At 68.8% G+C, this 22,417-nt stretch carries 18 protein-coding genes; 7 read left to right on the top strand and 11 right to left on the bottom strand.

All coding sequences use genetic code 11. The annotated features are described in order from the left end of the window. Positions 1–92: 92 nt before the first annotated feature. The 3 genes from OG611_RS33665 to OG611_RS33655 all read right to left on the bottom strand — a co-directional run bounded on the left by OG611_RS33665 (position 93) and on the right by OG611_RS33655 (position 2,668). Positions 93–863, bottom strand: coding sequence for a hypothetical protein (locus OG611_RS33665; protein WP_266428947.1), 771 nt, complete (start codon positions 861–863; stop codon positions 93–95). Between the two features lie 520 nt (positions 864–1,383). Further along, the gene (locus OG611_RS33660; RefSeq protein WP_266428945.1) at positions 1,384–1,620 is read right to left on the bottom strand and encodes a DNA-binding protein; all 237 of its coding nucleotides are present in this window, start codon (positions 1,618–1,620) and stop codon (positions 1,384–1,386) included. Positions 1,621–2,374: 754 nt separating this feature from the next. Continuing rightward, a complete protein-coding gene (locus OG611_RS33655) occupies positions 2,375–2,668 on the bottom strand; it encodes an NUDIX domain-containing protein (protein WP_323180295.1) in 294 nt (97 codons plus the stop codon). Between the two features lie 203 nt (positions 2,669–2,871). On the opposite strand from OG611_RS33655, the gene OG611_RS33650 reads away from it, so the two are divergent. The 3 genes from OG611_RS33650 (at position 2,872) to OG611_RS33640 (ending at position 4,665) form a co-directional block, all read left to right on the top strand. After that, positions 2,872–3,684, top strand: coding sequence for a barstar family protein (locus OG611_RS33650; RefSeq protein ID WP_266428943.1), 813 nt, complete (start codon positions 2,872–2,874; stop codon positions 3,682–3,684). A 145-nt stretch (positions 3,685–3,829) separates the two neighbouring features. Beyond that, positions 3,830–4,258, top strand: coding sequence for a hypothetical protein (locus OG611_RS33645; RefSeq protein WP_124720208.1), 429 nt, complete (start codon positions 3,830–3,832; stop codon positions 4,256–4,258). A gap of 59 nt (positions 4,259–4,317) precedes the next feature. Next, on the top strand, positions 4,318–4,665 hold the full coding sequence (locus OG611_RS33640) for a hypothetical protein (protein ID WP_124720207.1): 348 nt from the start codon (positions 4,318–4,320) through the stop codon (positions 4,663–4,665). Between the two features lie 12 nt (positions 4,666–4,677). On the opposite strand, the gene OG611_RS33635 is transcribed toward OG611_RS33640, so the two are convergent. The 4 genes from OG611_RS33635 to OG611_RS33620 are packed head-to-tail and all read right to left on the bottom strand — an operon-like array spanning position 4,678 to position 10,854. Next, entirely contained in the window at positions 4,678–5,097 is a 420-nt protein-coding gene (locus tag OG611_RS33635; protein WP_206433551.1) for a hypothetical protein, read from the bottom strand. Further along, complete coding sequence (locus OG611_RS33630) at positions 5,097–7,442, bottom strand: hypothetical protein (protein ID WP_266428936.1); 2,346 nt, start codon at positions 7,440–7,442, stop codon at positions 5,097–5,099. The genes OG611_RS33635 and OG611_RS33630 overlap by 1 nt, the downstream gene beginning before the upstream one ends. Next, positions 7,439–9,394 carry a hypothetical protein gene (locus OG611_RS33625; protein WP_266428933.1) on the bottom strand — a complete coding sequence of 652 codons (1,956 nt, stop codon included), beginning with the start codon at positions 9,392–9,394 and terminating at the stop codon, positions 7,439–7,441. Before OG611_RS33625 ends, OG611_RS33630 begins: the two co-directional genes overlap by 4 nt. Next, complete coding sequence (locus OG611_RS33620; RefSeq protein ID WP_266428931.1) at positions 9,394–10,854, bottom strand: site-specific integrase; 1,461 nt, start codon at positions 10,852–10,854, stop codon at positions 9,394–9,396. Before OG611_RS33620 ends, OG611_RS33625 begins: the two co-directional genes overlap by 1 nt. 363 nt (positions 10,855–11,217) lie before the next feature. Between OG611_RS33620 and OG611_RS33615 the strand changes: the two genes are divergently transcribed. Both OG611_RS33615 and OG611_RS33610 read left to right on the top strand, forming a co-directional pair. Continuing rightward, a complete protein-coding gene (locus OG611_RS33615; protein ID WP_266428929.1) occupies positions 11,218–11,688 on the top strand; it encodes a hypothetical protein in 471 nt (156 codons plus the stop codon). An 859-nt stretch (positions 11,689–12,547) separates the two neighbouring features. Further along, the gene (locus tag OG611_RS33610) at positions 12,548–13,726 is read left to right on the top strand and encodes a Cmx/CmrA family chloramphenicol efflux MFS transporter (RefSeq protein ID WP_266428927.1); all 1,179 of its coding nucleotides are present in this window, start codon (positions 12,548–12,550) and stop codon (positions 13,724–13,726) included. A gap of 124 nt (positions 13,727–13,850) precedes the next feature. Here the strand turns inward: OG611_RS33610 and OG611_RS33605 are convergent, their stop codons facing one another. From OG611_RS33605 to pcaC, 3 genes are read right to left on the bottom strand one after another with little or no spacing between them, the layout of a single operon-like run. Next, positions 13,851–14,630: an exodeoxyribonuclease III gene (locus tag OG611_RS33605; RefSeq protein WP_266428924.1), complete on the bottom strand. Its 780-nt coding sequence runs from the start codon at positions 14,628–14,630 to the stop codon at positions 13,851–13,853. Positions 14,631–14,678: 48 nt separating this feature from the next. Next, positions 14,679–15,335, bottom strand: a complete 657-nt coding sequence (locus OG611_RS33600; RefSeq protein ID WP_266428922.1) for an MBL fold metallo-hydrolase — start codon at positions 15,333–15,335, stop codon at positions 14,679–14,681. 13 nt (positions 15,336–15,348) lie between these two features. Continuing rightward, positions 15,349–16,626 (bottom strand): 4-carboxymuconolactone decarboxylase, encoded by a 1,278-nt coding sequence (gene pcaC, locus OG611_RS33595; protein ID WP_266428920.1) that lies wholly within the window; start codon positions 16,624–16,626, stop codon positions 15,349–15,351. Between the two features lie 759 nt (positions 16,627–17,385). Between pcaC and OG611_RS33590 the strand changes: the two genes are divergently transcribed. Both OG611_RS33590 and OG611_RS33585 read left to right on the top strand, forming a co-directional pair. Beyond that, a complete protein-coding gene (locus OG611_RS33590) occupies positions 17,386–19,995 on the top strand; it encodes an SdrD B-like domain-containing protein (RefSeq protein WP_266428917.1) in 2,610 nt (869 codons plus the stop codon). Positions 19,996–20,118: 123 nt separating this feature from the next. After that, a complete protein-coding gene (locus tag OG611_RS33585) occupies positions 20,119–20,940 on the top strand; it encodes a hypothetical protein (RefSeq protein WP_266428914.1) in 822 nt (273 codons plus the stop codon). A 106-nt stretch (positions 20,941–21,046) separates the two neighbouring features. Here OG611_RS33585 and OG611_RS33580 read toward each other — a convergent pair whose 3' ends face one another. After that, positions 21,047–22,387: a nitrous oxide reductase family maturation protein NosD gene (locus OG611_RS33580; RefSeq protein ID WP_266428912.1), complete on the bottom strand. Its 1,341-nt coding sequence runs from the start codon at positions 22,385–22,387 to the stop codon at positions 21,047–21,049. Positions 22,388–22,417 lie beyond the last annotated feature (30 nt).

Below are 22,417 nucleotides of genomic sequence, written 5' to 3'. Positions count from 1 at the left end.
GACACCAAAGGCAGACCCCGCACATAGCCATGGATCCACAGGTCTTGACAATTACTCCAAGAACCATGCCACCCGCCGCAATCCGGGGAGGGTCAGGTGGTGGGGCCTTCGTCCAGCCAGCGGGCCACGGCATCGGCGAAGGCCTTCCGGTCTACCCACAGCCGCTCACCCGCCAGCTGATAGCGCTCCCGGGCGCTTCGGCGCCAGACCAGGATCTTGCCGGTTTCGACGGCGTTCTCCAGCCCGGGCATGTCGAGCAGGACACCATATTGCTTCAGCTCATTCCTCGCTTCGGCAGTCTTCGGACTCCGACCCCCGTCGGTATACGCGGCGCACTGTTCGGCGTGGGATTTGGTCAGGCAGTCCAGCGCGCCACGGAGCATTCCGTAATCCTCACTCGCCCGAAGCTCCCACTCGGTGTACGCCTCGACACCAGCCTCCCGGTGCTGCTGCTCCATAGCCTCCGCACGCCCGACTGCGTGGACCAGTTCGTCGAGCATCTGCTCGGCGGGGGCACGGGGGACGGCGCCGCAGGTCTCCTGCATCTCCCGCAAATTCTCCACCAGGGCGCTGGCGCGGGCCTTGACGTCCTCGGCGGCCTCGGTCCCCTGGAACGCCAGGACCCGGACCGTCAAGTATACGGCCTCGACGGCGGTCAGGATGTCGCTGGTCGGAGCGTGGCGCCCCTTTTCCACGGCCTCCAAGAACGCCCCTACCGCCGTGATTCGCGGCGTCGTGTAAGCAGCGTGCAGGGAGATCCGGGCGGTCTTCTCGGTGGACCTGATCGCTGTCCGGCTGGTGATCACAGCGGCACCAATCGCGCCCATGGCAGTCAGCGCGGGAAGCCATTCGGTGATTTCCATGGACCGATTCTTGCGACAACACTCTGTCGAATATGCGGGACTTGAGCGAACTCAGAGCTAGGAGAATATCGCCGGTTGCGGCTGGTGGCACGATCCTTACCAGTACCCCTACTGTGGCCCCTCACGATGCGAGGAGGTGGCGATGAGGTGGCAGTGGATCGCGGGGGCGCGGTACTGGTCCTGCTCGTTGGCTGCGTGGCCGGGGGCGCTGGGCAACGGCGGCGGCGGCGGCGAGCCTGACTCGAAAGGCCACGGCAAGATGTGGGTATCCCGGGCGGAGAGTGCCGACTGGCCGTTCGCGATGGATGCTGGCGTGCCACGGCGATCGTGCGGTCACGTTCAGCGTCGGCGGTACTGAGTACGCGTTGAACGAGATGGCGATCTCGGAGGGGTACCCGCGTCCGGGTGCTGGCGTGCTGGTTCCTGGGTCTACGGCGCAGCCGATGCTGAAGGTGGGGCTGCGCCTGTGCTGACCGTCAGAGCTGCGTGACGACAAGGCTTCAGTAGTCGGGCAGGGCCGTCAGGCCGCGTTGGCAACTTCGGACAGCGGCGGCGTCTCTCCGGGGCTGATGAGCTCGCGCGTCCATTCGTCGCGTTCGGCTTTGTTCAGCTCGAAGACGTTGTAGCGAACCTGGCCGCGCCCGGACCCGTATCGCTGGATCCGCCCTTCGTGAGCCCAGCGCCGGATGGTGGCTCCGGGCCAGCCTGCGTAGTAGGTGGCGTCCTTCTCGCTGACGAGTCCGCGGTCGGCGGCCATGTTCACCTCCGCCGGGAATGACTGAGGGCCGCCTCGTCGGGCGGCCCTCAGCGACATGCGTGTCCAGTGAGGCAGACGATACGTTCGCCCACGTCATCACGTCAAGCTATTGCCGATTCGCCTGCGATAGAGGGCGGCTATCAAGGAGACTGGCGTCATGGCCACGGTCTTAATGGTGCAGGCGGATTCCCAAGAGGAGTGCGCCGCCGAACTGGCCCGCATGTGCGCGGCTTTCAACCTGCGGCCACTCCTGCCGCCTACTCGATCCGCCGGAACGGAACGGTGGCTCGCGAGGGCCACAGCGAAAGCCCCGGCTGATGAGGTCTGGGGCCCTGTCGTGCAGTGAAGGTCTATGACGCTGAACTGTCGGTGGGTCCTGTCGCGGGTGGAATCCGCCGTCGGCGGAGAACCATCAGGATGGCCGCAGCCCAGAGCAGCGCTCCCAGCGCCGCGCCCCCCGCACCCACCGTTCTGGCCGTCTCCCATGCCGTGCTCTCCACAAGTCGGCAGCCCGGGGCGCATTCCCACGTTTGAGAACCATCTGTCCTCGCAACCCCAAGTGTGGCCAACCCGAGCAGGAACAGGGCGATGCCGGACCAGAACATCCAGCGGGCGGCTGCCTCGTACCCGCGCGAGTGAGTGTCGACCATGCTCACCACAGTCCCAGCCACCCGGTCAGCAGGCAACGGTGCGGGATGCGCCAGGGCCCCGGACCTCATGGTCCGGGGCCGTGTCGGGCTCTAGCTGTGGCGTCTCAGGCGGTTGATCCCACGGCCACGCTGCTGAGGATGTCAGCGTGGTCGAACGCCAGCGGCGGCAGGTCGTCTACGGGCCACCAGCGGGCGGTGCGGGCGTCGTCTCCGGCAACAATCGGGGTGCCGACAGGGACGACGGTGAGGTACGCGGCCGTGATGTACCGGCCGCGCGGGTCGCGGTCGGGCTGGTCCCAAACGCCGATCTGGCGCAGGTGGCCGGGTGCCACGTGGACACCTGTTTCCTCGGCCAGCTCCCGGACGGCTGCCGCACGACTCGTCTCGCCGGGGTCCACGTGGCCGCCGTTAGGAACAGTTCACCTGTCTCAGAGCCGCTGTCGTCTCAGTGGATCCGCCTCGGGGATCTGCAGGGAATCCGCCGATAGGCGGTCGATGGTGTCTCACGTTGAGCGAAAGATTTTTCCCTGCTGTGACCTGGCGATCCATCGGCTCCGCCCGGTCCTGGGCTCGGTAGGATCAGCAGCTCATGGGGGGTGCGGTGGGATCAGCAAGTGCCGGGGCAGGGTTCAAGTACTCCCTGGCCAGTGACGACGGTGGTAGCGACTTCTGGGGCTTCGCCCGCGAGGCCAGGGGCTTGTTCTGTGTGTCAGAGGACGGCTTTCGGCAGGTCGATCTGCTGGGGTGCGCACCTCGCGGCGGGCTGCTGGCCGCCCTTGACCATGTCGGCGGCCACCGCGCCCGGGCGGGGAACGCCGACCTGGCCCTACTGGATGCCGAAGGCGTCGAGATGGGGTCCTACTTCGTCAACGACGTCACCGCGATCGCCGCCAAGCCCTCGACCCTTGGTGCCGGCCTTGTCGATGTCACCGTGCAGCTCTGGTGCGACCAGACGCTTCCCGGCTCCGATTGGATGTGGGAGCTGATCCGAACCGGGCAGCTGAACCGGAAGGGCCTGTGGCACTCCCTGGACCAGCAAGGTCGGCGTGCGTGGTTGTCCGTGGCCCTGTGGTCCAGCGAATACCGGCGCCGCGGCAAGAGCTCGGACATCGCGCCGGGCCGCGTTTTCGTGCTGGACGGCCAGCAGGTCCACGACGTGGACAGCTTCTACTGTGCGATCGGCGAGGCGGTCAACGGGCCCGGCGGGTACTTCGGGTGGAACCTCGACGCTTTGAATGACTGTCTCAGAGGCGGCTGGGGTGCCGCGCCTCCGTTCACCCTGGAATGGCAGTATGCCGAAGTTGCCAGGTCACGGCTGGTGGAACACCGGGCTGTGCAGGGTGACCCGGCCACCTTGTTCGAGCTGATCCTGCACATCATCGGAGAGCATGACGTCGAGGTCGTCCTGGTGTGATTCGGGCGCCGACACATCGTGCCGTCGGTGGCGCGGGTGTGCCCCAGTCCCATGCTCAGCGCTGTAGCGGCCCGAATCCGGTCGCGCTCACACCATCAACCGCGAGAGGATCCTGCGAGCAGAAGCAGAACAACAGGGAGCCCGAGTGCGCGGTCAGACAGCGAAGATCGCAACACGCTGCGGCGATTGCGGCGCCATGGCAGTCCGGCAGGTGAACCAGTTCATCCTCGACGATGCCCTGTGGTCGGATTCCGAGTTCTCCTGCGCAGCCTGTAGCACCTATATATGCGAGGACTCAGGCCCGGGGACGGCGCCCGACGATGTGCGAGAGGCCCTGCTCGCCGCGAACGGACCCGCCAGGCTGCGACTCGCCGGTCCGCTACCAAGCCTCGTTCCGGCCCTGAAGGTCTTCAGGGAAGTCTCGGCGGTTTCCTTGTCGCGGGCCCAGGAACTGGTCGGCGAACTGAGCGGCGACGGCCTGGAAGGGACGTTGCCGGAGATGGAATTCCTGATGGCCCGACTGCGCACTCGCGGGGTCCCCGTCGACATTGATCAGCGGGAGGGGTTCCGTTGATGTCGCCGGCCGTTCGGAATTCCTGGATGCCACCGGAGCCGGTGAGCGACTATTCCGCCATGGAGCGAATCATCGACCTCGACCAGGCAGCCGCGAAGATCACTGAACGCCGACACGGCTGGGAAACAGTCGGCCTGACCGTGGGATCCGTGACTTGGCGCGACGAGACTGCCTCCTGGCCCCAACCCCTCCAAACCGACAGGTCGCTGGTCATCGAGCCGGACTCGATTGGAGTACGCATCACGAACACCGTAGGAATCGAAGCGCACATCACCCTGTATCGGGGAGGCTGGGCCGACCTCGACACCCTGACAGGCGACAACGTCGTGTGCGACGCCCCGCAGGTCGCATCCGCAGACGCATTCGGCACCCTGCTTGACGTTCACGTCGCCCGCTTCTTGAGCTGACTCGTTCGCGGGTCATGTCTCCACAGAGTTGCCGCCGCGCAGGAGACCGAGTCGGTTCTGCTCCGGTTTGCGCGCTGCCTTCTTCTTCAGCTCGATGGTTTCGCGATAGAGGTTCGCGGTCACCGTAGCGAGGGCGTCGAGTTTGCCCTGCAGCTCACCAGCCCTCTCGTTGGCCTTGCGGAGCTTGCTCTTCAGCTCGGCGATCGTTTCATCGCGGCGGGTCTCTCCCGGCGTGCGCAGGACGGGGTGGGCAACTTGGATGTCCCATTCCGCCAGGATGTCCTGGGCCCGGTGGACGGTGGCGTGGCTGACCCGGGCCTCGCGGGCCAGATTCTCCTTCGTCAACGCGCCGTCGCTGTGCAGGGGTTCTCCGGCCAGAAGTCGGACCATGGCCTCCCGCAGCTTGTCGGCGGTCGCGGCGGACACCGGCATCAGGCGTTCTCCTTGAGTCGATCGATCTGTTGGGTGGCGGAGCGGACCTCCGCGAGCCTGGCCAACGCCTGATCGCGCAGGGGCTTGGAGAGCTTCTTCTTCAGGAACTCCACCAGGTCGGCCTCCTCCATCCGCCAGATCCGTTCGTGCGACAGCGTCAGGACGGAGTTGCGGCACCGCGAGGGCTGGCACGCTCCCAGCAGCGGTGCTTGGCCGCGCTGGGCCGGCGGGAGCTGGTTTTGGCACTCTGCGGTGGGTGCGTTCCACATGCAGTGGTTGACCGTGCCCAGGTGGAGGTCCGCGAACTCATCCCGCAGCAGGGTGATCTCCAGCCGCTCGTCAGCGATCTGCGCTCGCAGTGTCGGAGTCTGGGCGATGGCCGCGTTGACCTTGTCCAGTCCGGCATGGAAGCGCGCGGCACCGGGACCCACCGCGATGGTCCCCCCGCTGCGGCGGGCCTTGAGGAGCCCTACGAGTTTGCGGGCGGCCGCGGTCCGCAGGTCGGTGTCGAACTCCTTCGCCCACTTGGCATCGATCTGGCCGTATGCCCCGGACAAGCGGTTCGCGAGAGCGCGTCGCGCCGCGTGTTTGAGCTGAATGCCCACGGCGATCTCACCGTCCGGCTGCTGACTGGCGATGATTGACATGGTTCTGCGGAACATGTGCGGGCGGACACGCCCGCTCGGTATCTCCTCCAGGCCGGTGAGGTGCCGGTTGGCGTTCACCTGCGCGATGAAGAGGTCGATGTCGGCTACCGCCTTGATACCGACGCGTCCCGCGCCCAATGCTGTGAAGAGGTGGGTGTCGTGCCAGGACAGGCGTTCGGCCACCGCCAGGGTCTGCGCGACCGGCTCGATGATCCACCAGTTCTCTTTCGGCGTCGAGGAGTCTCCCTTCACCTTGCGGGAGCCGATCGCCGGGGCACCGTAGTGCTGAGTGAGTGCGCCGCGCTGGATCTCCTGAATCTCCGAGTCGCGCATGGCGCTCAACGCGGCGACGAAGATGTAGCAGGCTGCCCTGAGCATGTGAAGCTCCAGGATCAGCTTCCGTTCGTAGCTCACCACCTGGTGAGTACCCATCGCCAGGACGTGCAGTACGGCCTCGCGCCGAAGCTGGCTGGCCTGGCTTGTGGTGTTGAAGAGGCTCATCTGCCCGGGCGTTTCCAGCACGAGCTCTTCCAACCTGGACCACACCGGCTCACCCGCACGGTCCACAACCGATCCGTTCGCATGTACGGGGATGACGTTGGTCGGATCGGCCAGCCACCTGTGGAGCGTGTCGTCCAGGGACTGCCGCGAGCGCTTGAGCGACACCTGCGCAGGGAACTGCGAAACCCTCCGCCTGACCTCCGGGGGATCCAGAGTTTCGACCCTGCCGGTTTCCTCGATCATCCGCAGGACCTCCGACCGGCGCATCACACCCTGTTTGGCGCGGCCGATCTCGAAGATCTTCTTGCTGGCGCCTCCCGTGATGCTCCGGCTGAGCAGAGCCCATATCGGGGCCCCCTTCGATTGACTCCGGGAGCCGTACGAGTTGAGGGGGACCAGGTTCGCGGGATCAGCGAGCCACTGCTGCAACTGCGAGTCGGTGCTGCCCGCTCCCAGACCACGCGGCGACGGATCCTGCATCGTCAACCGGTCCCTCTCACGGTCTCGCCGATCCAGGATGTCTGCGGAGAATCGGTCGATGTAGGCCCAGGCCGCCCGCAGCAGCGGCCACCAGACCTCCGGCGGAATCGACGGCGTGGACAGGTTGTCGCTGGCCGCGAGCTTGGCCACCTCGCTGTCCGTCTTTCCCGGCCAGGGGTCCTCCAGCACTCCGGTGCCAGTCAGAACTCCGGAGTACCGCACCAAGCGCCGTACTGCGCCGACCGCACTGCGTACCGACTCAGGCCCGGTGCTCGAGGCACGGTGGTCGATATATCCCTGCCAGTCTTCGGTCGCCCACATCTGCAGGTCATCCGGCATGCCTTCCTTGACCGCCCAGGCGCCCAGGGTAGCCAGGCAGATGCACTCCTTGCGGGCTGTGGCCGGACTCCAGATCTTCCGGCCAGGGAAGATTCCCGCGTCCCTCAGTGCTCGGTGGTGAGGGTTGAGCATGCAGAACGCGACCTCTCGCGCTCGCAGGTTCCAGACGGGGTCGAGCGGAAAGGAGCACTTCCACTCATGCGGCTTTCGGTTCGCCGGGCGCCTGAGGCAGTCGCAGGGCCACTCGTCGACACGCCCGAACACCGGCCCCGCGACTCCAGGGAGCTGCCCGGACATGGCCGTGTAGACCGGCTCGTCGTCGGCGAAGGTGCACGATGCCAGCCGGCCAGGAGCGGCAGCGGAAGTGGGGGCGGTCATCGGTCGTACTCCGTTCGCATGCCCAAAGGCAGGTTGAGGCGGATGTCCTGTTCCTTGATCGCCTGACGGGCCGCGGGCAGGTGTTCGGCACACTCCTCGAACACCTCGGCCAAGGCCTTGGCCTGGCGCCCCCAGACGGCTTCCCAGACCATGGGCGGCTGGGTCAGGCGCATCTGCTCGATGTGGTCGGACAACAGCAGTTGCTGCGGCAGTTGGGTGACGAACACGACGGCGTTGCCGCAGATCATGCACATCGCCGGCGCGACATGGCAGAGCTTGCCTGGACTGCTGTGCGGGGAGTCCAGGGGGTTCTTGCAGTTGCTCACGCCCATGTCCAGCTCACCGGCGCTCAGCGCCGCTCCCAGCTCCGGGCCCACGCCCAGCGCTTGGGCGACCTCGGGCTCGCCCAAGCGGGGCTGCGCTTGGGGGGTGACCAGGACCGGCTTGGCCGCAAGCCGGTCGAAGACGAGCTGCTGGGCGCGGTTCATCGCCGCCCCGGCCAGGACATGGGCGGTGGTGCCGTGGGCGTAGTGCCCCTGGAACACCTGAATGCTGTGGTCGTCTCCTGCCATGTCGGACAAGGTGCCGCCCAGGGCGACAACCCGCGTGGTCTTCGCGGTCTTGCGCAGACGACGTGCTTCATGCGGCTCGGAGATGTCCAGGACGGACGCACCGGACGCATCGATGTGTGACGCGATCCAGTGCGTGAAACGCCGCCCCGGATCAACGAACCGGGCAAAGCGGGCGTCCATGGTGCTGCGATTCTCGGCGGATTCCACCGCGGTGAACAGCCAGGGCTCGCCGCCGAATACCTCGCGTGTCAGCGCGGTGGCCTTCACCAGACGCCGCAGCAGCCCGGCGACGTCCCACTTGCCGCGGCCCTCGTAGGCGAGTTCTCCCGGGCTCTCGCCCTCCTCCAATGGCCGGTCGATCACGTGGTAGTCGGCGCGGATCCGCTCAGCCCGATTCTTGACCTGGACAACGCGCACCCCCTGGGCGCTGAACTCGAGGTCTGGGACTTGGAGCGCGGCCAGTTCATCGGTGGTGCAGTCGAGCATTGCGAGCAGCAGCAGCACCCGGAACGGGTGCAGGTCCAACTCCTGCGGGAACAGCAACCCGTTCGCGGCCCGCATGAGGCCGTAGCGACCGGCGAGGGCGCCCTTGCTGGACGGGCGTACGTCCAGCAGTTCCTCGGGCCAGTCCTTGGCGTGAGCCGGTAGGCCGGCTTGGAGATCGGCGCTGGTCAGCACGCGGTGGCGAGCGGCCCAGACCAGGTTCGGCAGTTCCCTCCAGCCGTGCTCGCGCGGATCCCGGCCGGCCGCCAGGAGCTCTCTGCCCCGGGTCAGCCGCTTCTCCAGAGCCCGGAGATCCTCCTGGGCCGCGCCCTTCAGGGCCAGGCGTTCAGCGTTGGAGAACTCGTCGAACGGTTGGCTGGTGGCCTTGCGGGCGCTGGCGGGAGCTGCCGCGCGTTTGCGGAGCTTGTCAGGCACCTTCGCATCCCGCTCAGCACGGTGGTGGATCAGCACCAGCAGGGCCCTGGCAAACTGCCATGGCCGTCCCGCGTCCTGCGGAAACTTCGCCAGGAGATCGTTCTCCCAGGCGTAGATGACCTCGGTGAGGTCGATGCGGTCATCGTCCAGGCGGGCATCGGCCGGTTCCAGGCCCGACGCGATCAGATACGGGCCTGCGAACTTCGCGAACGCGCGAACCGCCCCCGAGTAGCCGTCGCTGTTCTTCAACGCCGCCTTGTGGTGGTAGTCGAGCCAGGTGTCGGCCAGCTGTGCAGCCAGCACCGGACAGTCGTAGTCGCCCGGATCGATCCGGCTGGCGGTCAGCCGGCCCCGATTCACCCGTGTCAGCTCCCGCACTCCGATGCGGTCAACAGCGCGTGCAGTCGCGGGGCGCGGCGGAACGGCAGCTGATTGGGGGCGGCGCTCTCCGCGGCGCGGCATCAGGCGACCCAGCCGGAGGCGTGGCGAGCGGCCAGGTCCGCGTAGGTGCGGTCCTGCTCGTTCCAGTCCCTGATAGCCCTCGCGACCAGCAGATTCGTCTTCCTCTTGTACGTCAGGTAGCGCATGGTTGACTCCGGTCGGCGGTGTCCGAGGAGCCGCATAATGGTCAGGAACGGATTGCGGGACACATGGTCGGCCGCGTAGGCCGGTGTACGGCCGGTGAGGCGGAACTGCTCGGCGTCCTGGGCAATCAGCAGTTCGGTCAGCTGCTCGAGCATGAAGATCGCGAATGTGTGGCGCAGGTCGTGGATCCGGACCCTGCTCGGCATCTCCAGAGGCAGGCCGTACTCGGCGGCGATCCGTAGCGTCCGTACGTGGGCGGCGGCGAAGACCTGTTCCCAGCGCTGGCTGCTGATCATCCGCCCGTTGCGTCCGACGAACAGTGCCATCGGCTCCAGCCCGTGGTCGCCCTCGATGACCGTGATCCGTCGCAGCGGGGCCTTCATCGCCTTGACGGTGTAGGTCCGCCGGCGGCCCTCATGGATTCCGCTGACTTTCATCGTGCGCAGGTTGACGTCGTCGACGACGAAGAGCTCGTCGCGTTGGCGGTGCAGGTTCCGTGCGGCCTTGCGGATGCAGCTGGCGCGCTCGGTCCGCCGGTACCAGTCCAGGTCTCGCAGCATCGCGTCCTGGACCTCGACGGTCCTGGGCAGGCCGAATTTCGCGATCGCCTCCAGCTCGACCTCGCAGGCGGATCCGTCCCGACGCGCAGGACCGACCTCGATGTCGAACAAGGTGCTGAACTCGCGCAGGCGAAGACCGGTCGTGATGGCCAGGTTGCCCCCGCAGCTGTTCCGCAGCGCGTGCCCGGAGCGGAACGAGGGGTCGGCCGACCCGTCGGGCAGCAGTCCGCGAAGGCCCACCCGGTCCAGGAACCACCATTGCTCGAAGGTCAGATGGCGCACGTCCAGCTGGGTGGTCGAACCCCAGGACAGAATGTCCCTGCCGTTCTTCTTGCGGTAGTACGGGCGCCGATCGAGTACCTTCGCCTCGTCGACGGCCCAGTCGTAGAAGCGGTTGATCGTGGCCCGCCGGCGCTTCCACGTTGCCGGACCCATCGGTTCATCGCGGTACTCGGTGCAGTAGTCGCGGTAGGCGATCAGATCGTCCTCATCAGCCGACAAAACGTCGGCCGGCGGGTCCAACCTGGCCAGGAAGTCGTCCAGGTCGAGGAAGTCGTAGGCGTAGTCCTGCAGGGACTTCGCCTCAAGCGTCTTGGCCAGTTCGAAGAAGAACGAACAGTGAGGCTCCCTGGGCCGCATGTCCGGCCCGAGGAAGAACGGGGTGCCGTCCTTCAGGGCCTTGTCTCGGCTCGTGTACTGAGCTCCGTCCAGACCTATCTCGGGTATCGGCTCGTAGAAACGACGTACCTTGCTGCGTGACGTGAAGAAGTAGTCCATGGGTCCTTTGAGACATCGGGATCACCATGAACATAACTAACGCCCAGCTCAGAGGAAGTCTCGGCAGGAGCGAGGTGAGACATCCACGAACACTTTGCATAACCGCCGGGCAGTGCCCACGCACCCTCGTGCGGCGGCCGACCACGCTCGATCAGCAGGACGTGACCGCCCGGCGTCATGGCTACCACATCGGCGGTAGGGCCTCACCCGGGAGTACTGCTACCCGACGTGGCCCGGGTCGGACCTGAGGGCCGACCCTGACGAGACCGACCGCTACGCCGAGGACGTGGGACGGTACGGCAAGGGCGAAGGGCTGATGCCTGCAGTACGGGTGGAGCGTCAAGTCCAGTACGAAGGGGGCGGTTGGAGTTCTTCCCGCCGAAGTACGAGTCGTTCAGGACCCTGGTGGTGCCCCCGTTCCTCGCCGAAATGCTGGAGCGGCTCCTGAAGGAGCACAACTCCCGGTGGGTATTCCCGTCGATCAGTGGGGGCAACTTGCGGTCGACGAACTTCGACCACAAGTACTGGCGCCCGATCGCCGACGGGGCGAAGGTCGACGAGGGGCCGCGCCGACCGGGTGAGCGCCTGGCTCTGCCAGAGGTTCCTGCGTTCACGGGGAAGCGTCTGCACCTGATCCGGCACGGGGCGAAATCCTGGCTCGACGAGGACGGGCACAGCCGGTTCGCGGTCGAGTCCCGGATGGGGCACGAAGTCCCGGGTGTTGAAGGCGTGTACTCAAGCGTGACGGTTCCGATGGAGCGTGCCATCATGAAAACGCTGCAGGAGCGGTGGGAGTCAGTGCCCGGCCGCATGGGAGACGCAACGTGGGGCTAACTCCCAGTCGTCTCCCACTCCCGGTGACATAGCCCGGATATCTGCAGGTCAGACGCCATCCCTGGAACGTACTTGGAACGTGAAAGGGATGTTCATACCACTCAGGGTCGCATCCCTCCCGCGTTGCGCACCACAAGGTGCGCGGCCTGTCGTTCGAGTGCTGAACCCGACGCGGACGCCCGCGCGCGCTCCGCAGTGCGCGCCGCGCGCACGGCCCGTCCCGGGCGGACGGTCACTCCTGCCTCGCGCCGGAAGCCGCCGGTTCCGGCGCGAGAAGGGCCAGCAGTTCGTCGACGAGGTCCTCCCCGAAGGGTTCGCGGGTGGCCAGGACGCGGTACCAGAGCATGCCGAACACGAGGCCGAGCACCGTGGACGGCGCCGGGCGGGCCGTCGGCGGAGTTCCGAATGCGGCAACAGGCGTGCTCCGGGCCGTTGTTCCGGGGTCTCGCGGTTCCGTGGTTTCGCAGCTCCGGCCGAAAAGGGGTGGAGGCGAAGCGATCCGGGCTGGTAGCTTCACGATCATGTCCAGCCCCGAGTCCGACAGAGGCTAGCCACCGGTCCGCCGGTGGCTGATCCGCCGTCGAATCGCTCCCGTCGCGCCGCGTGCCGGCCCGGAGCCGATTCCCCCGGCTGCCACCGCAGGACCACTGCCGTGTGGGCTGAGCTCTTCCCGTCCGCGCTCGTGAACCGCTCCCGATGCGACCGTGCGTGGACTCTCCGGCTCCGGCGCCTGCCGCGTTGCCGAGTCACGTCCATGAACTCCCCGGACGTTCTTCCGCGTTGCCGCCCGTCATGACGGGCGGGCGTGGGCCCACACCCCCTGCCTGGTCCATCCTTCAGCCGTCCATGGGGTTCCTTCATGCCATTCGCTGTCTACGCGCTCGGGCTCGCCGTCTTCGCCCAGGGCACATCCGAATTCATGCTGTCCGGTCTGGTCTCGGACATCGCCGACGACCTGCATGTGTCCATCCCCGCCGCAGGGCTGCTGACCTCGGCCTTCGCGATCGGAATGATCGTCGGGGCGCCGTTGATGGCGCTCTTCAGCCGGAACTGGCCGCGCCGCCGCGCCCTCGTCTTCTTCCTCTGTGTCTTCAGCGCCGTCCATGTCATCGGCGCGCTCACCCCCGGCTACGGACTGCTCCTCGCGACGCGGGTCGTCGGGGCCCTGGCCAATGCGGGCTTCTGGGCGGTGGCCCTGGTGACCGCGGTCTCCATGGTCGGGCCCGAAGCACGGGCACGCGCCACATCGGTGGTGGTCGGGGGCGTCACCATCGCCTGTGTGGCCGGGGTGCCCGCCGGTGCGGCGCTGGGCGGGCACTGGGGGTGGAGGTCGGCCTTCTGGGCCGTGGCCCTGGTCTCCGTACCGGCCGTCGCCGTGATCGCCAGGACCGTTCCGGCGGGGCGGCCGGAGTCCACTCCCGCTCCCGCGAGCGTCGAACTGCGGACCCTGGCCGGCCCGCGGCTGCTGCTGACCCTGCTGACGAGCGCCCTCGTACAGGGGGCTACGTTCTGCGCGTTCTCCTACGTCGAACCGCTCGCCACCCATGTGACAGGGCTCGCCCCGGTCTGGGTCCCCGGTCTGCTGGCGCTGTTCGGACTGGGCTCGTTCATCGGTGTCACGGCCGCCGGCCGGCTCGTCGACACACGGCCGGTCACCTTCACCGCGGCCGGTCTGGTGGCTCTGGTGATCGGCTGGACCGGGTTCGCGCTGACCGCGGGCAGCCCGTTCGCCACGGTGGCGCTCGTCCTCGTCCAGGGGATGCTCGCCTTCGGCACCGGTACGGCGCTGATCTCCTGGGTGTTCCGGCTGGCGGCCGACGCGCCGACCCTGTCCGGCTCGTTCGCCACAGCCGCGTTCAATGTGGGCGGCGCGCTCGGCCCCTGGCTGGGCGGCCTGGCGATCGGTGCGGGATTCGGCTTCCGGTCGCCGCTGTGGGTGAGCGCCCTGCTGATGGTCCTGGCGCTGGGCGCCGCCGGGGCGGCACTGGGGATGCGGCGTACCGCCGATCGCGGTCGGGACGGCATCCCCGCGGTCTGACGGACAGCGGCGGATGGGGCCCCGCCCGGCGCTGAACGGGCGGGGCTGTCCTGGTCACAGCAAGCAGCCAGCAAGCGGGACAAGGACAGGAACCACGCTATCGGCCACCACTGACAACGGGTCCTCAGATGTCGAGGTCCACGACCACCGGGGCGTGGTCGGACGCGCCCTTGCCCTTGCGCTCCTCCCGGTCCACATAGCTGTCCGCGACCGCCGCGACGAAGGGCGCGTTGCCGTAGACCAGGTCGATCCGCATGCCCTTGTTCTTCGGGAAGCGCAGCTCCCGGTAGTCCCAGAAGGTGTACGGGCGGTCGTACTTGAGCGGGCGCGGCATGACGTCCGACAGCCCTTCCTCGCGCAGTGCGGCGAGGGCGGCACGCTCGGCGGGGGTGACATGCGTGGCGCCCTCGAACAGCGCCGGGTCCCAGACGTCCTCGTCGGTCGGGGCCACGTTGAAGTCGCCCAGGACGGCGAACGGCTTCGAGCCGGCGGCGTCCGAGGCGACGGCCTTCTGCAGGGCCTCGAACCAGCGCAGCTTGTACGCGTAGTGCGCGTGCTCGACCTCGCGGCCGTTGGGCACGTAGACCGACCAGACCCGGACCGGGCCGCAGGTCGCGGAGATGGCCCGCGGCTCCTGCACCCCGTCGTAGTCCGGGCCGTCCGGCAGTCCCTCGACCACGTCGGACAGGCCGGCCCGGGAGACCAGCGCCACGCCGTTCCACCGGCCGGTGGCGTTGACCGCGGACTCGTAGCCGAGCTCGCGGAGCGCGTCCGCCGGGAACTGTTCGGCGGTGCACTTGGTCTCCTGGATGCACAGCACATCCGTGCCGGTGCTCTCCAGCCAGGCCAGCAGCCTCGGGAGCCGGGCGGTGATCGAATTGACGTTCCAGGTGGCGATGCGCATGTACGTAAACCTAGCGGCTGGCACTGACAGCCGCCGGTCCGGCACCGGTCACAGGCCGGTCGATTCCCCCGGGGCCAGTCGGCCGTGGTCGGCGCCGCCGAGGCTGCCGATCTGGTTGTCGTAGATCGGGCGGGCGAGATCGGTGAGCAGCGCGTCGTGGATGTCGATGGCGCGGCGCGGCTTGACCTCGCGTACGTAGTCGATGACCTCGGAGATCTTGTTCCAGGGGGCCATCACCGGGAGCAGCAGGGTGTCGACGGGCCGGTCGGGGACGGTGAGCGCGTCGCCCGGGTGGAAGAGCGAGCCGTCGACCAGGAAGCCGATGTTGGTGATCCTCGGGATGTCCGGGTGGATCACCGCGTGCAGCTCGCCGTGCACCTGTACGTCGAAGCCCGCCGCGGTGAAGGTGTCGCCGTGGCCGACGGTGTGGACGCGCCCGGGGAAGGCCGCAGCGAGCCGGTCGGCGACGCTGCGCAGGGTCCAGATCTCGGCGGCCGGGTCGGCCTCCATGCCCGCGCGCAGCCGCCCCTCGTCGAAGTGGTCGGGGTGCTCGTGCGTCACCAGCATCGCGTCGGCGCCGACGGCGGCGTCCTGCTCGGAGAAGCCGCCCGGGTCGATGACGAGCGTCCGCCCGCCCTTCTCCAGACGAATGCAGGAGTGCGTCTTCTTGGTCAGTGTCAGGTGCACGGGGTTCACGGCGTCCATGGCTCCCATCCTGCTACGGGCGGGGCCTCGTTTCTTCCTGAATCACGCTCTGGGCGACGGAGAACGCGGCTCCGGCGGCGGGGACGCCGCAGTACACGGCGGTCTGCATCAGCACCTCCTTGATCTCGGCCGGGGTGAGACCATTGCGCAGGGCGGCCCTGACGTGTGCGGCCAGGCCCTCCAGATGGCCGGAGGCGACCAGCGCGGTGAGCGTGACACAGCTGCGGGTACGGCGGTCCAGGCCCTCCCGGGTCCAGACCTCGCCCCATGCGTAGCGGGTGACCAGCTCCTGGAAGTCCTCGGTGAAGTCGTCGGCGTCGGCCAGGACCCGGTCCACATGGGCGTTGCCCAGCACCTCGCGGCGGATCTTCAGGCCGGGCTCGTACGGGTCGGCGCGTCCGGTGGTCCCGGTCGGGGGCTGCGGCGTGGCCGCGGTGATCTCCGCGACGGGCAGCACGGGCGCGGAGAGCTGCGGGATGGACGGCGGGACGGGGATGGCTGCGAGGGTGTCCTGCCAGGCCGTGGAGAAGTGGGTGAGGAGCAGATCGGAGACGGCTCCGGGCTGCTCGACCGGGGCGAGATGGGCGGCGCCGGGGACGAGCGCGAGCCGGGCGTCCGGTATGCCCGCGACCAGGGTGCGTGCGTCGCCCGGTCCGGTGACCCGGTCCTCGGCGCCGACCAGGACGAGGGTCGGGGCGGTGATGCGGCCGAGTTCACCGCGGACGTCGAAGGCGGCGAGGGCCTCGCAGGCGGCGATGTAGCAGCCGGGGTCGGTGGTGCGGACCATCTGGACGGCCCAGTCGACGATGGCCGGCTGCGCGGCGGCGAACCCGGGGGTGAACCAGCGCTCGGGTGCGGTGCGAGCCATCGGCTCCAGTCCGTTGGTGCGCACGACCACCCCGCGCTGGCGGAATTCGTCGGCGCTGCCGAACCGGGGCGAGGCGGCGACCAGGGCCAGCGAGGCGACCCGGTGCGGGTGGCGCAGCGCGAGGTCGGCGCCGATCGCGCCGCCGATGGAGCAGCCCGCGTACCCGAAGCGCTGGACCCCGAGACCGTCGAGGGTGGCGAGCAGCCGGTCGGAGAGGTCACCGATGGCGGTGGCGGGGTGGGCGGGGGCGCCGCCGTGACCGGGGAGGTCGTAGCGGAAGACTCTCCAGTGCTGGGTGAGCTCCGGTATCTGCCGGTCCCACATGTGCCATGAGGTGCCGAGGGAGGGGCCCAGGACCAGGATCGGTGCGTCTTCTGGCCCGTCAAAGCGGTATTGCAGGGTTTCAGTCGTCGTCTCACTCACCCGCTCACGCTCCCATAGCGCACGAGATCCCACATAGCCGGGGGAACCTAGCGGTTTCTGTCCCTCTCCTGGCGACGGGCCCGGCACTGCCGGGACCCCGCGGGACCAGGGGGCTGCCCGGCGTGTACTTGTGACCCCGTCGGCAGTGGGTCTTCCAGGCGCACGCCTGCTCCCGGTCCCTGCACCCCCAGAGCATCCTTGGTCACAGCTGCCGGGTGACCCGGGGGCAGCGCCGCTTGTGGTGGGTTCCCCAAGGCTCGGCATGGCCCACCCGGAAGCCTTCCGAGATCTCGCTCACGAGCAGCTTGCGCACCGGGCGGTGGACCAGTTCCGTCCTTTCGCCTGCACGAGATCCGGCCGTAGCCGAACCGGCCCGCCCGATTACCGCTACCGGTCCATGCCGGCAGCCGGACCGCTCTGCTCGCACTCGGAGGTCGTTGCGTGAAAGTTCGGCGGAGGACAAGTTCGCCATTCCGCCACGATCTTGCCGAAAGCCCTTCTAAGATCCCTGGCAAGGCGGTTCTCCGCATCTCTATGTACTCCCTCACGAGCAGGGCATCAGACCCTTCTGAACGCTGAGAGCAGGAGATGACATCTACGTATGAACAAGCGAAGGGAGCCGCGCCCGAGCCGCGTCGGCGCCGGCCGGGCATGCCCGGTCGCCGCACCGTCGGCTGCCTGGCCGCGCTCGCCTTGGGAATCGGCAGTGGCTCGTTAGCCGTGGCGCCTGCGGCGCACTCGCAGGCGGAGGAAGGATCGGTGACGGTCCGGGTGATCCGGGCCGTGGACAACACCGGAGTGTGGACACCCGCGTTGGAACCGGGCCTCGCGGGCGTCAAGGTGACCCTCACCGACGACGCCGGAACGGGCATCGAGGGGGTCACGGCGGCCGACGGCACCGTGACACTGACTCCGGCGGCGGGCAGCGCCACCAGCGGCAAGTACCGGGTGCAGGTGGTGAATCCGAGGCCGGGTGTGCTGTTCCCGGCCTTCGCCTCGCGCCAGGGACTGGACGGTGCGCCCAACCAGTTGAGCAGCAATGAGGAGTTCGTCGACCTCTCCGGCGAGAAGAACGTGGCGTACACCACCGGGCTGTGGAGTCCGGGTGACTACTGCCAGAAGAACGCACCGCTGGTGACGACCTGTCAGCCCACCACGCGCGAGGGAGGGACCCAGCGCACGCTGGTCTCCTTCCCGTACGACGCACGCGGCCAGGACGGCGTCGACGTCAACGTCACGAACATCGCCACCAACGCCGAGACCGGCACACTGTTCGGCATCGCGTGGAACAAGGCCGACAAGCGGGTGTTCTCCTCTGCACTGGCCAAGCGCACCACGGACTACGGTCCGGGCGGCGCCGGGGGGATCTATGTGACCGACCGCGCGCAGAAGAAGACCACCCTGTTCACCGTCGTCCCGGACGCGGGGACCACGGCACACGGCCAGGGTACGGACGATGCCTTCCTCACCGTGCCCGGCAGGGAGAGCCTGGGCGGCATCGAGATCACCGATGACGGCAAGGACCTGTTCGTCGTCAACCTCAACAACCGCAAGCTCTACCGCTACGACGCCACGGTGGCGACCGCGGCGGCGCCCGAGGCCGTCGCAGCCATCCCGGATCCGGGCTGTCCGGCGGCCGGGGACTGGCGCCCCTTCGGCCTGGGCCTGCAGGACGGCGTCGGCTACCTCGGCGGGGTGTGCTCCGGCGAGTCCACCGGGAAGCTCTCGGACCTGCGCGCGGTGGTCATGCCCTTCGACCTCGGCACCGGAGCGTTCCGCAAGGCGGTGCTGGACCAGCCGCTGGACTACCCGCGTCAGTCCACGGTTGGCAGTGGCCCATGCGACGGCGCGGGCTGGTTCCCGTGGACGAGCACCTACCCGGTCTCGCAGAACGGTCGTCCGTGTGGCAACTCCACCATCGCCAACCCCGAACCGGAGTTGGGCGAGATCGGCTTCGAGTCCGACGGCTCGATGCTGCTGGCCTTCCGCGACCGCTTCAGCGACCGCGCGCCAGCCGGTCCCACGCCGAACTCCGCCGCCATCGTCATGTCGGGCGGTGACCTGAACAAGGCCTGCCCGGCGAACGGCATGTATGCGATGGACACCAACAACGGCTGCGGGCTCTCCCCCCGGGGCACCCGTTTCTTCGACACCAGCTGGGGTGGTCACCGCAACACGGCGTTCGCCGGCATGGCGCTCTCCAAGGCCGAGAACACCATCGCGACCTCCGCTTTCGACCCCAACCACACCGCCCTCGGGTACGGCACGTCGTTCCTCCAGCGCGACGGCGCGCAAGACCCGGAGTTCGGCCTGCGCCTCAACCCGCCGGGCACCGTAGCCCCGTTCGGCAAGGGCGCCTCCATGGGCGACCTGGAGGTGCTCTGCGACCAGGCCCCGCTCCAGATCGGCAACCGGGTCTGGTACGACCCCGAGCGCAAGGGCATCCAGAACCCGGGCCAGCGCCCGGTCGTGGGCGCGACCGTCCACCTGTACGACGAGTCGGGCAAGCTCGTGGGGACGACCGAGACGACGGCGCGCGGCGAGTACTACTTCGACGACTCCAATGTCACCGGTGGCCTCCGGCCGAGGACCAAGTACACCATCCGCCTCGACAAACCGGCCGACTACGCCAAGGGCGGCCCGCTCCACCAGTGGGTGCCCACGGAAGCGGACGTCGGCGACAACCACTTCATCGACTCCAAGGGCATCGTCCCGCGCGACGCGCGCTTCCCGGAGCGGGCGTTGACCACCGGCGGGCCCGGAGAGAACGACCACACCTACGACTTCGGCTTCCGGCAACAGGAAGGTGTGCTGCGCCTGGTCAAGCACGACCAGGACGGCAGAGCGCTGGCGCGGGCGAAATTCCAGCTGTGGAAGGAGACGAACGGCTCCGACGAGCTGCAGACCACCGGGGCGGAGCCGGACACGAAGGTCGGCAAGCCCTGCATGACCGGGACCGACGGCATCTGCCGCGGCACCGGCGCACCGGGCACGTACTACTGGCAGGAGGTCAGCCCGCCCGCAGGTTACGCCGCACCGGATGTGACCGTGTTCGGGCCGCTGGTGCTGACCTCCGACAACCTCGACGACGGGGTCTCGGTGACAGCGGTCAACCGACGGCTTCCCGCCACCGAGCCGACACCGAAACCGACGAGGCCGGTACCGGACACACCAGGCAAACCGGGTTCGCCGGGGGCTCCCGGCGCACCGGGTGCACCTGGTGCACCGGGCCATGTACCCAACTCGGGCCTGGCTGCCACCGGCATGAGCCAGGTGGTTTCACTGGCCCTGGCCGGCTGCGCCGCGCTCACAGTTCTCGGTGCGGCACTGGTCGTACTGATGCGCAGGCGAAGGGCACAGCACCGCTAGGGCCTGTCCCGGAGCGGGGCGACCGGCACCGGTGACCGTCCGGGCCGGCTCGGGCGGGTTCGCGGACCAGCGGTTCGCGGACCCGCCCTCCTGTGTGACCGACCGATGAGAGAGGGCGACCGCATGGCTCGGAAGAGGAAGACCGACGGCGGTACGCCGCGTCGGGCCCTCTGGTTCAGGACACTGATCGCGGTCACGGCGTGCGGCGCCGCGGTGGGCGGCCTGGCCGCCTACCGGACCTTGTCGGACGACACCGCCACCGAGCGGCCGGTGACGATGGAGGAGGCGTCCAGGCTGGCACTGTCGCGGCTGAATCTGTACCAGGCCAGTCCCGTGGCGGTGACCCTCACCGCCACCGAGGGCGGCGGAGTGGTGGTGCGGGTCAAGGGGGTCGTGGACTACCGAACCCACCGGGCCGTGGGGAGCTATCAAATCACCGGATCCTCCGGCACTTCCGGGCCCGCCACCGGGCAGCTCGACCAAGGGCTGATCGTCTGGGACACCGGCGGCCTCGGCCTGGCCCCCGTGCCCAGGGGCGACAACAGACCGGCATGGCAGCAGGCCGAGCACATCCCGCGCTCGGGCTGGTCCGCGCGCTCCTACACGGCCGACCCCCTGGACGCCGGGCTCCAGTTGCTGATCGAACTCGGCGCGGACCGCCCCGACAACCCGCTGTTGCTCGCACAGTCCGGGGCTCGCCGGCTGGAGCGTGATCGCATCGACGGCCGCAGCTACGACCGGTTCGCCGGTCCGCGCGCCCAGGACGCCACGCCCGGTGCGGATCCCGACGGCGGACGGTCGCCGCTGACGTACTGGGTCGACGGGGACGGCGGCCTGCGGCGGGTGACGATGCGGATGCCGGGCCTGGGGACTCCGACCACCGTGGAGTTCTCCGGGCGCGAGGGCCGCGCGAAGCTCCCCGAGGCGCCGTGGGGCACCGGCTGACATCTCGGTGCCGATGCGCCCCGGCTTCCGCGGTTGCCGACGGCCCTCCTCGCCCCCCTTCGGGGCGGCACGGTGAACGGGGGCCGAGTCCACCGCAGCGCCATGCTCAGCGTGCGTGCGGCGCGGCGTCCACGTCCTTCGGGAGCGGATACGCGGCCGCGTCGACGGCCCCGGGCAGGCCGGTCGCCGGGCTGCCCGGGGCCGTCGGGTCCGGCATGGACGGCTGGGCGGGTGGGGCCGGTACCTGGCTGAACGGTACGCCGGGCGGCGCCTGCACCGGCGCGGTCCGGCCGGTGGGCAGCGCGCCCCGGCCGCGGGTGCCGCAGCCCGCGTGACCCTCCAGGCCGTTCGGGCTCTGGGTGTCGGGCCGGTTGCCCGCGAAACAGTTGCCGGGGTCGGCCGAGGCCAGCACGAGGTCGATGCCGTTGCCGGTGGCGCGGTTGCCTTCGATGCGATTGCCGCTCGCCGGATGCCCCGGCGGGTCGGTGACGACCACTCCGGCCGCCCGGTTGCCCCGGACCAGGTTGCGCTGGACGCGGTTCGCGGTGCCGCCGCCGATGCCGATGCCGATGCCGAAGCCCCCGTCCGCCTGCTCGGGCGTGTCGGCGGCGTTGTTGTCGGCGACCACGTTGCCCGCGATCACCGCGCCGTGCTGCGGGGCGAGGGCCTCCAGGTCGTTGGAGTTGACCGTGACGCCGACCCGGTTGCGGACGACGCGATTGCCCAGCACCGACAGGCCGTCCGAGGCATTGGTCAGTTCGATGCCGACCGCGTTGCGCTCCACGGTGTTGCCGCGGACGACGGTGCCGCAGGGCTTGCACTGGCCGACGTAGATGCCGGAGTCGGCGTGCCCGGAGGCGTAGGAGTCCTCGATCACGCCGTCGCGCGCATCAAAGGCGTAGATGCCGTACAGGCCGTTGTTGTATGCCGTGACCCGGGTCGCGCGGAAGCCCCGGACGGCAGGGAAGCGGGTGGTGTCCAGCGGGTCGTAGGCGGAGCCGCCGGCGCCGCGCTGCTGCAACCGCTCGTCGGTGACGCCGGTGAACAGCACGCCGTTGGCGAGGTAGCCGTGCACGGTGAGGTTCTCGACCACCGAGCCGGCGCCGGTCACGGTGATGCCGTTGGCCAGACGCACACCGCCGTCGAAGACCACCTTGTTGCGGTCCGTTCCGCGCAGCACCAAGCGGGGCTTGGTGACGCGCACGCTCTCCCGGTACACACCCGGGCCGATCAGCACCGTCTCGCCCTCACGAGCGACGTCCACCGCCTGCTGCACCGAGGGGAAATCCTGCGGAACGCGCAGCACGCTCCCCGCCGGATGCCGCGCATCGCCGGACGTCGACCCCGTACCGGAGCACCCGGTGGCCGCCAACGCGACCGAGACGACCAGCACCGACAGACGCAGCGCCGTCCGGAACACCTCCGCCGGGACTGCCGAACGATTCAACAGGCGTTCTGCAGACAGGGTTTGCATGGC

The sequence above is a fragment of the Streptomyces sp. NBC_01363 genome (assembly GCF_026340595.1).
Classification (GTDB): domain Bacteria; phylum Actinomycetota; class Actinomycetes; order Streptomycetales; family Streptomycetaceae; genus Streptomyces.
Note: the sequence above shows the minus strand (reverse complement) of the source record. Positions and strands in the feature narration are given on the sequence as shown.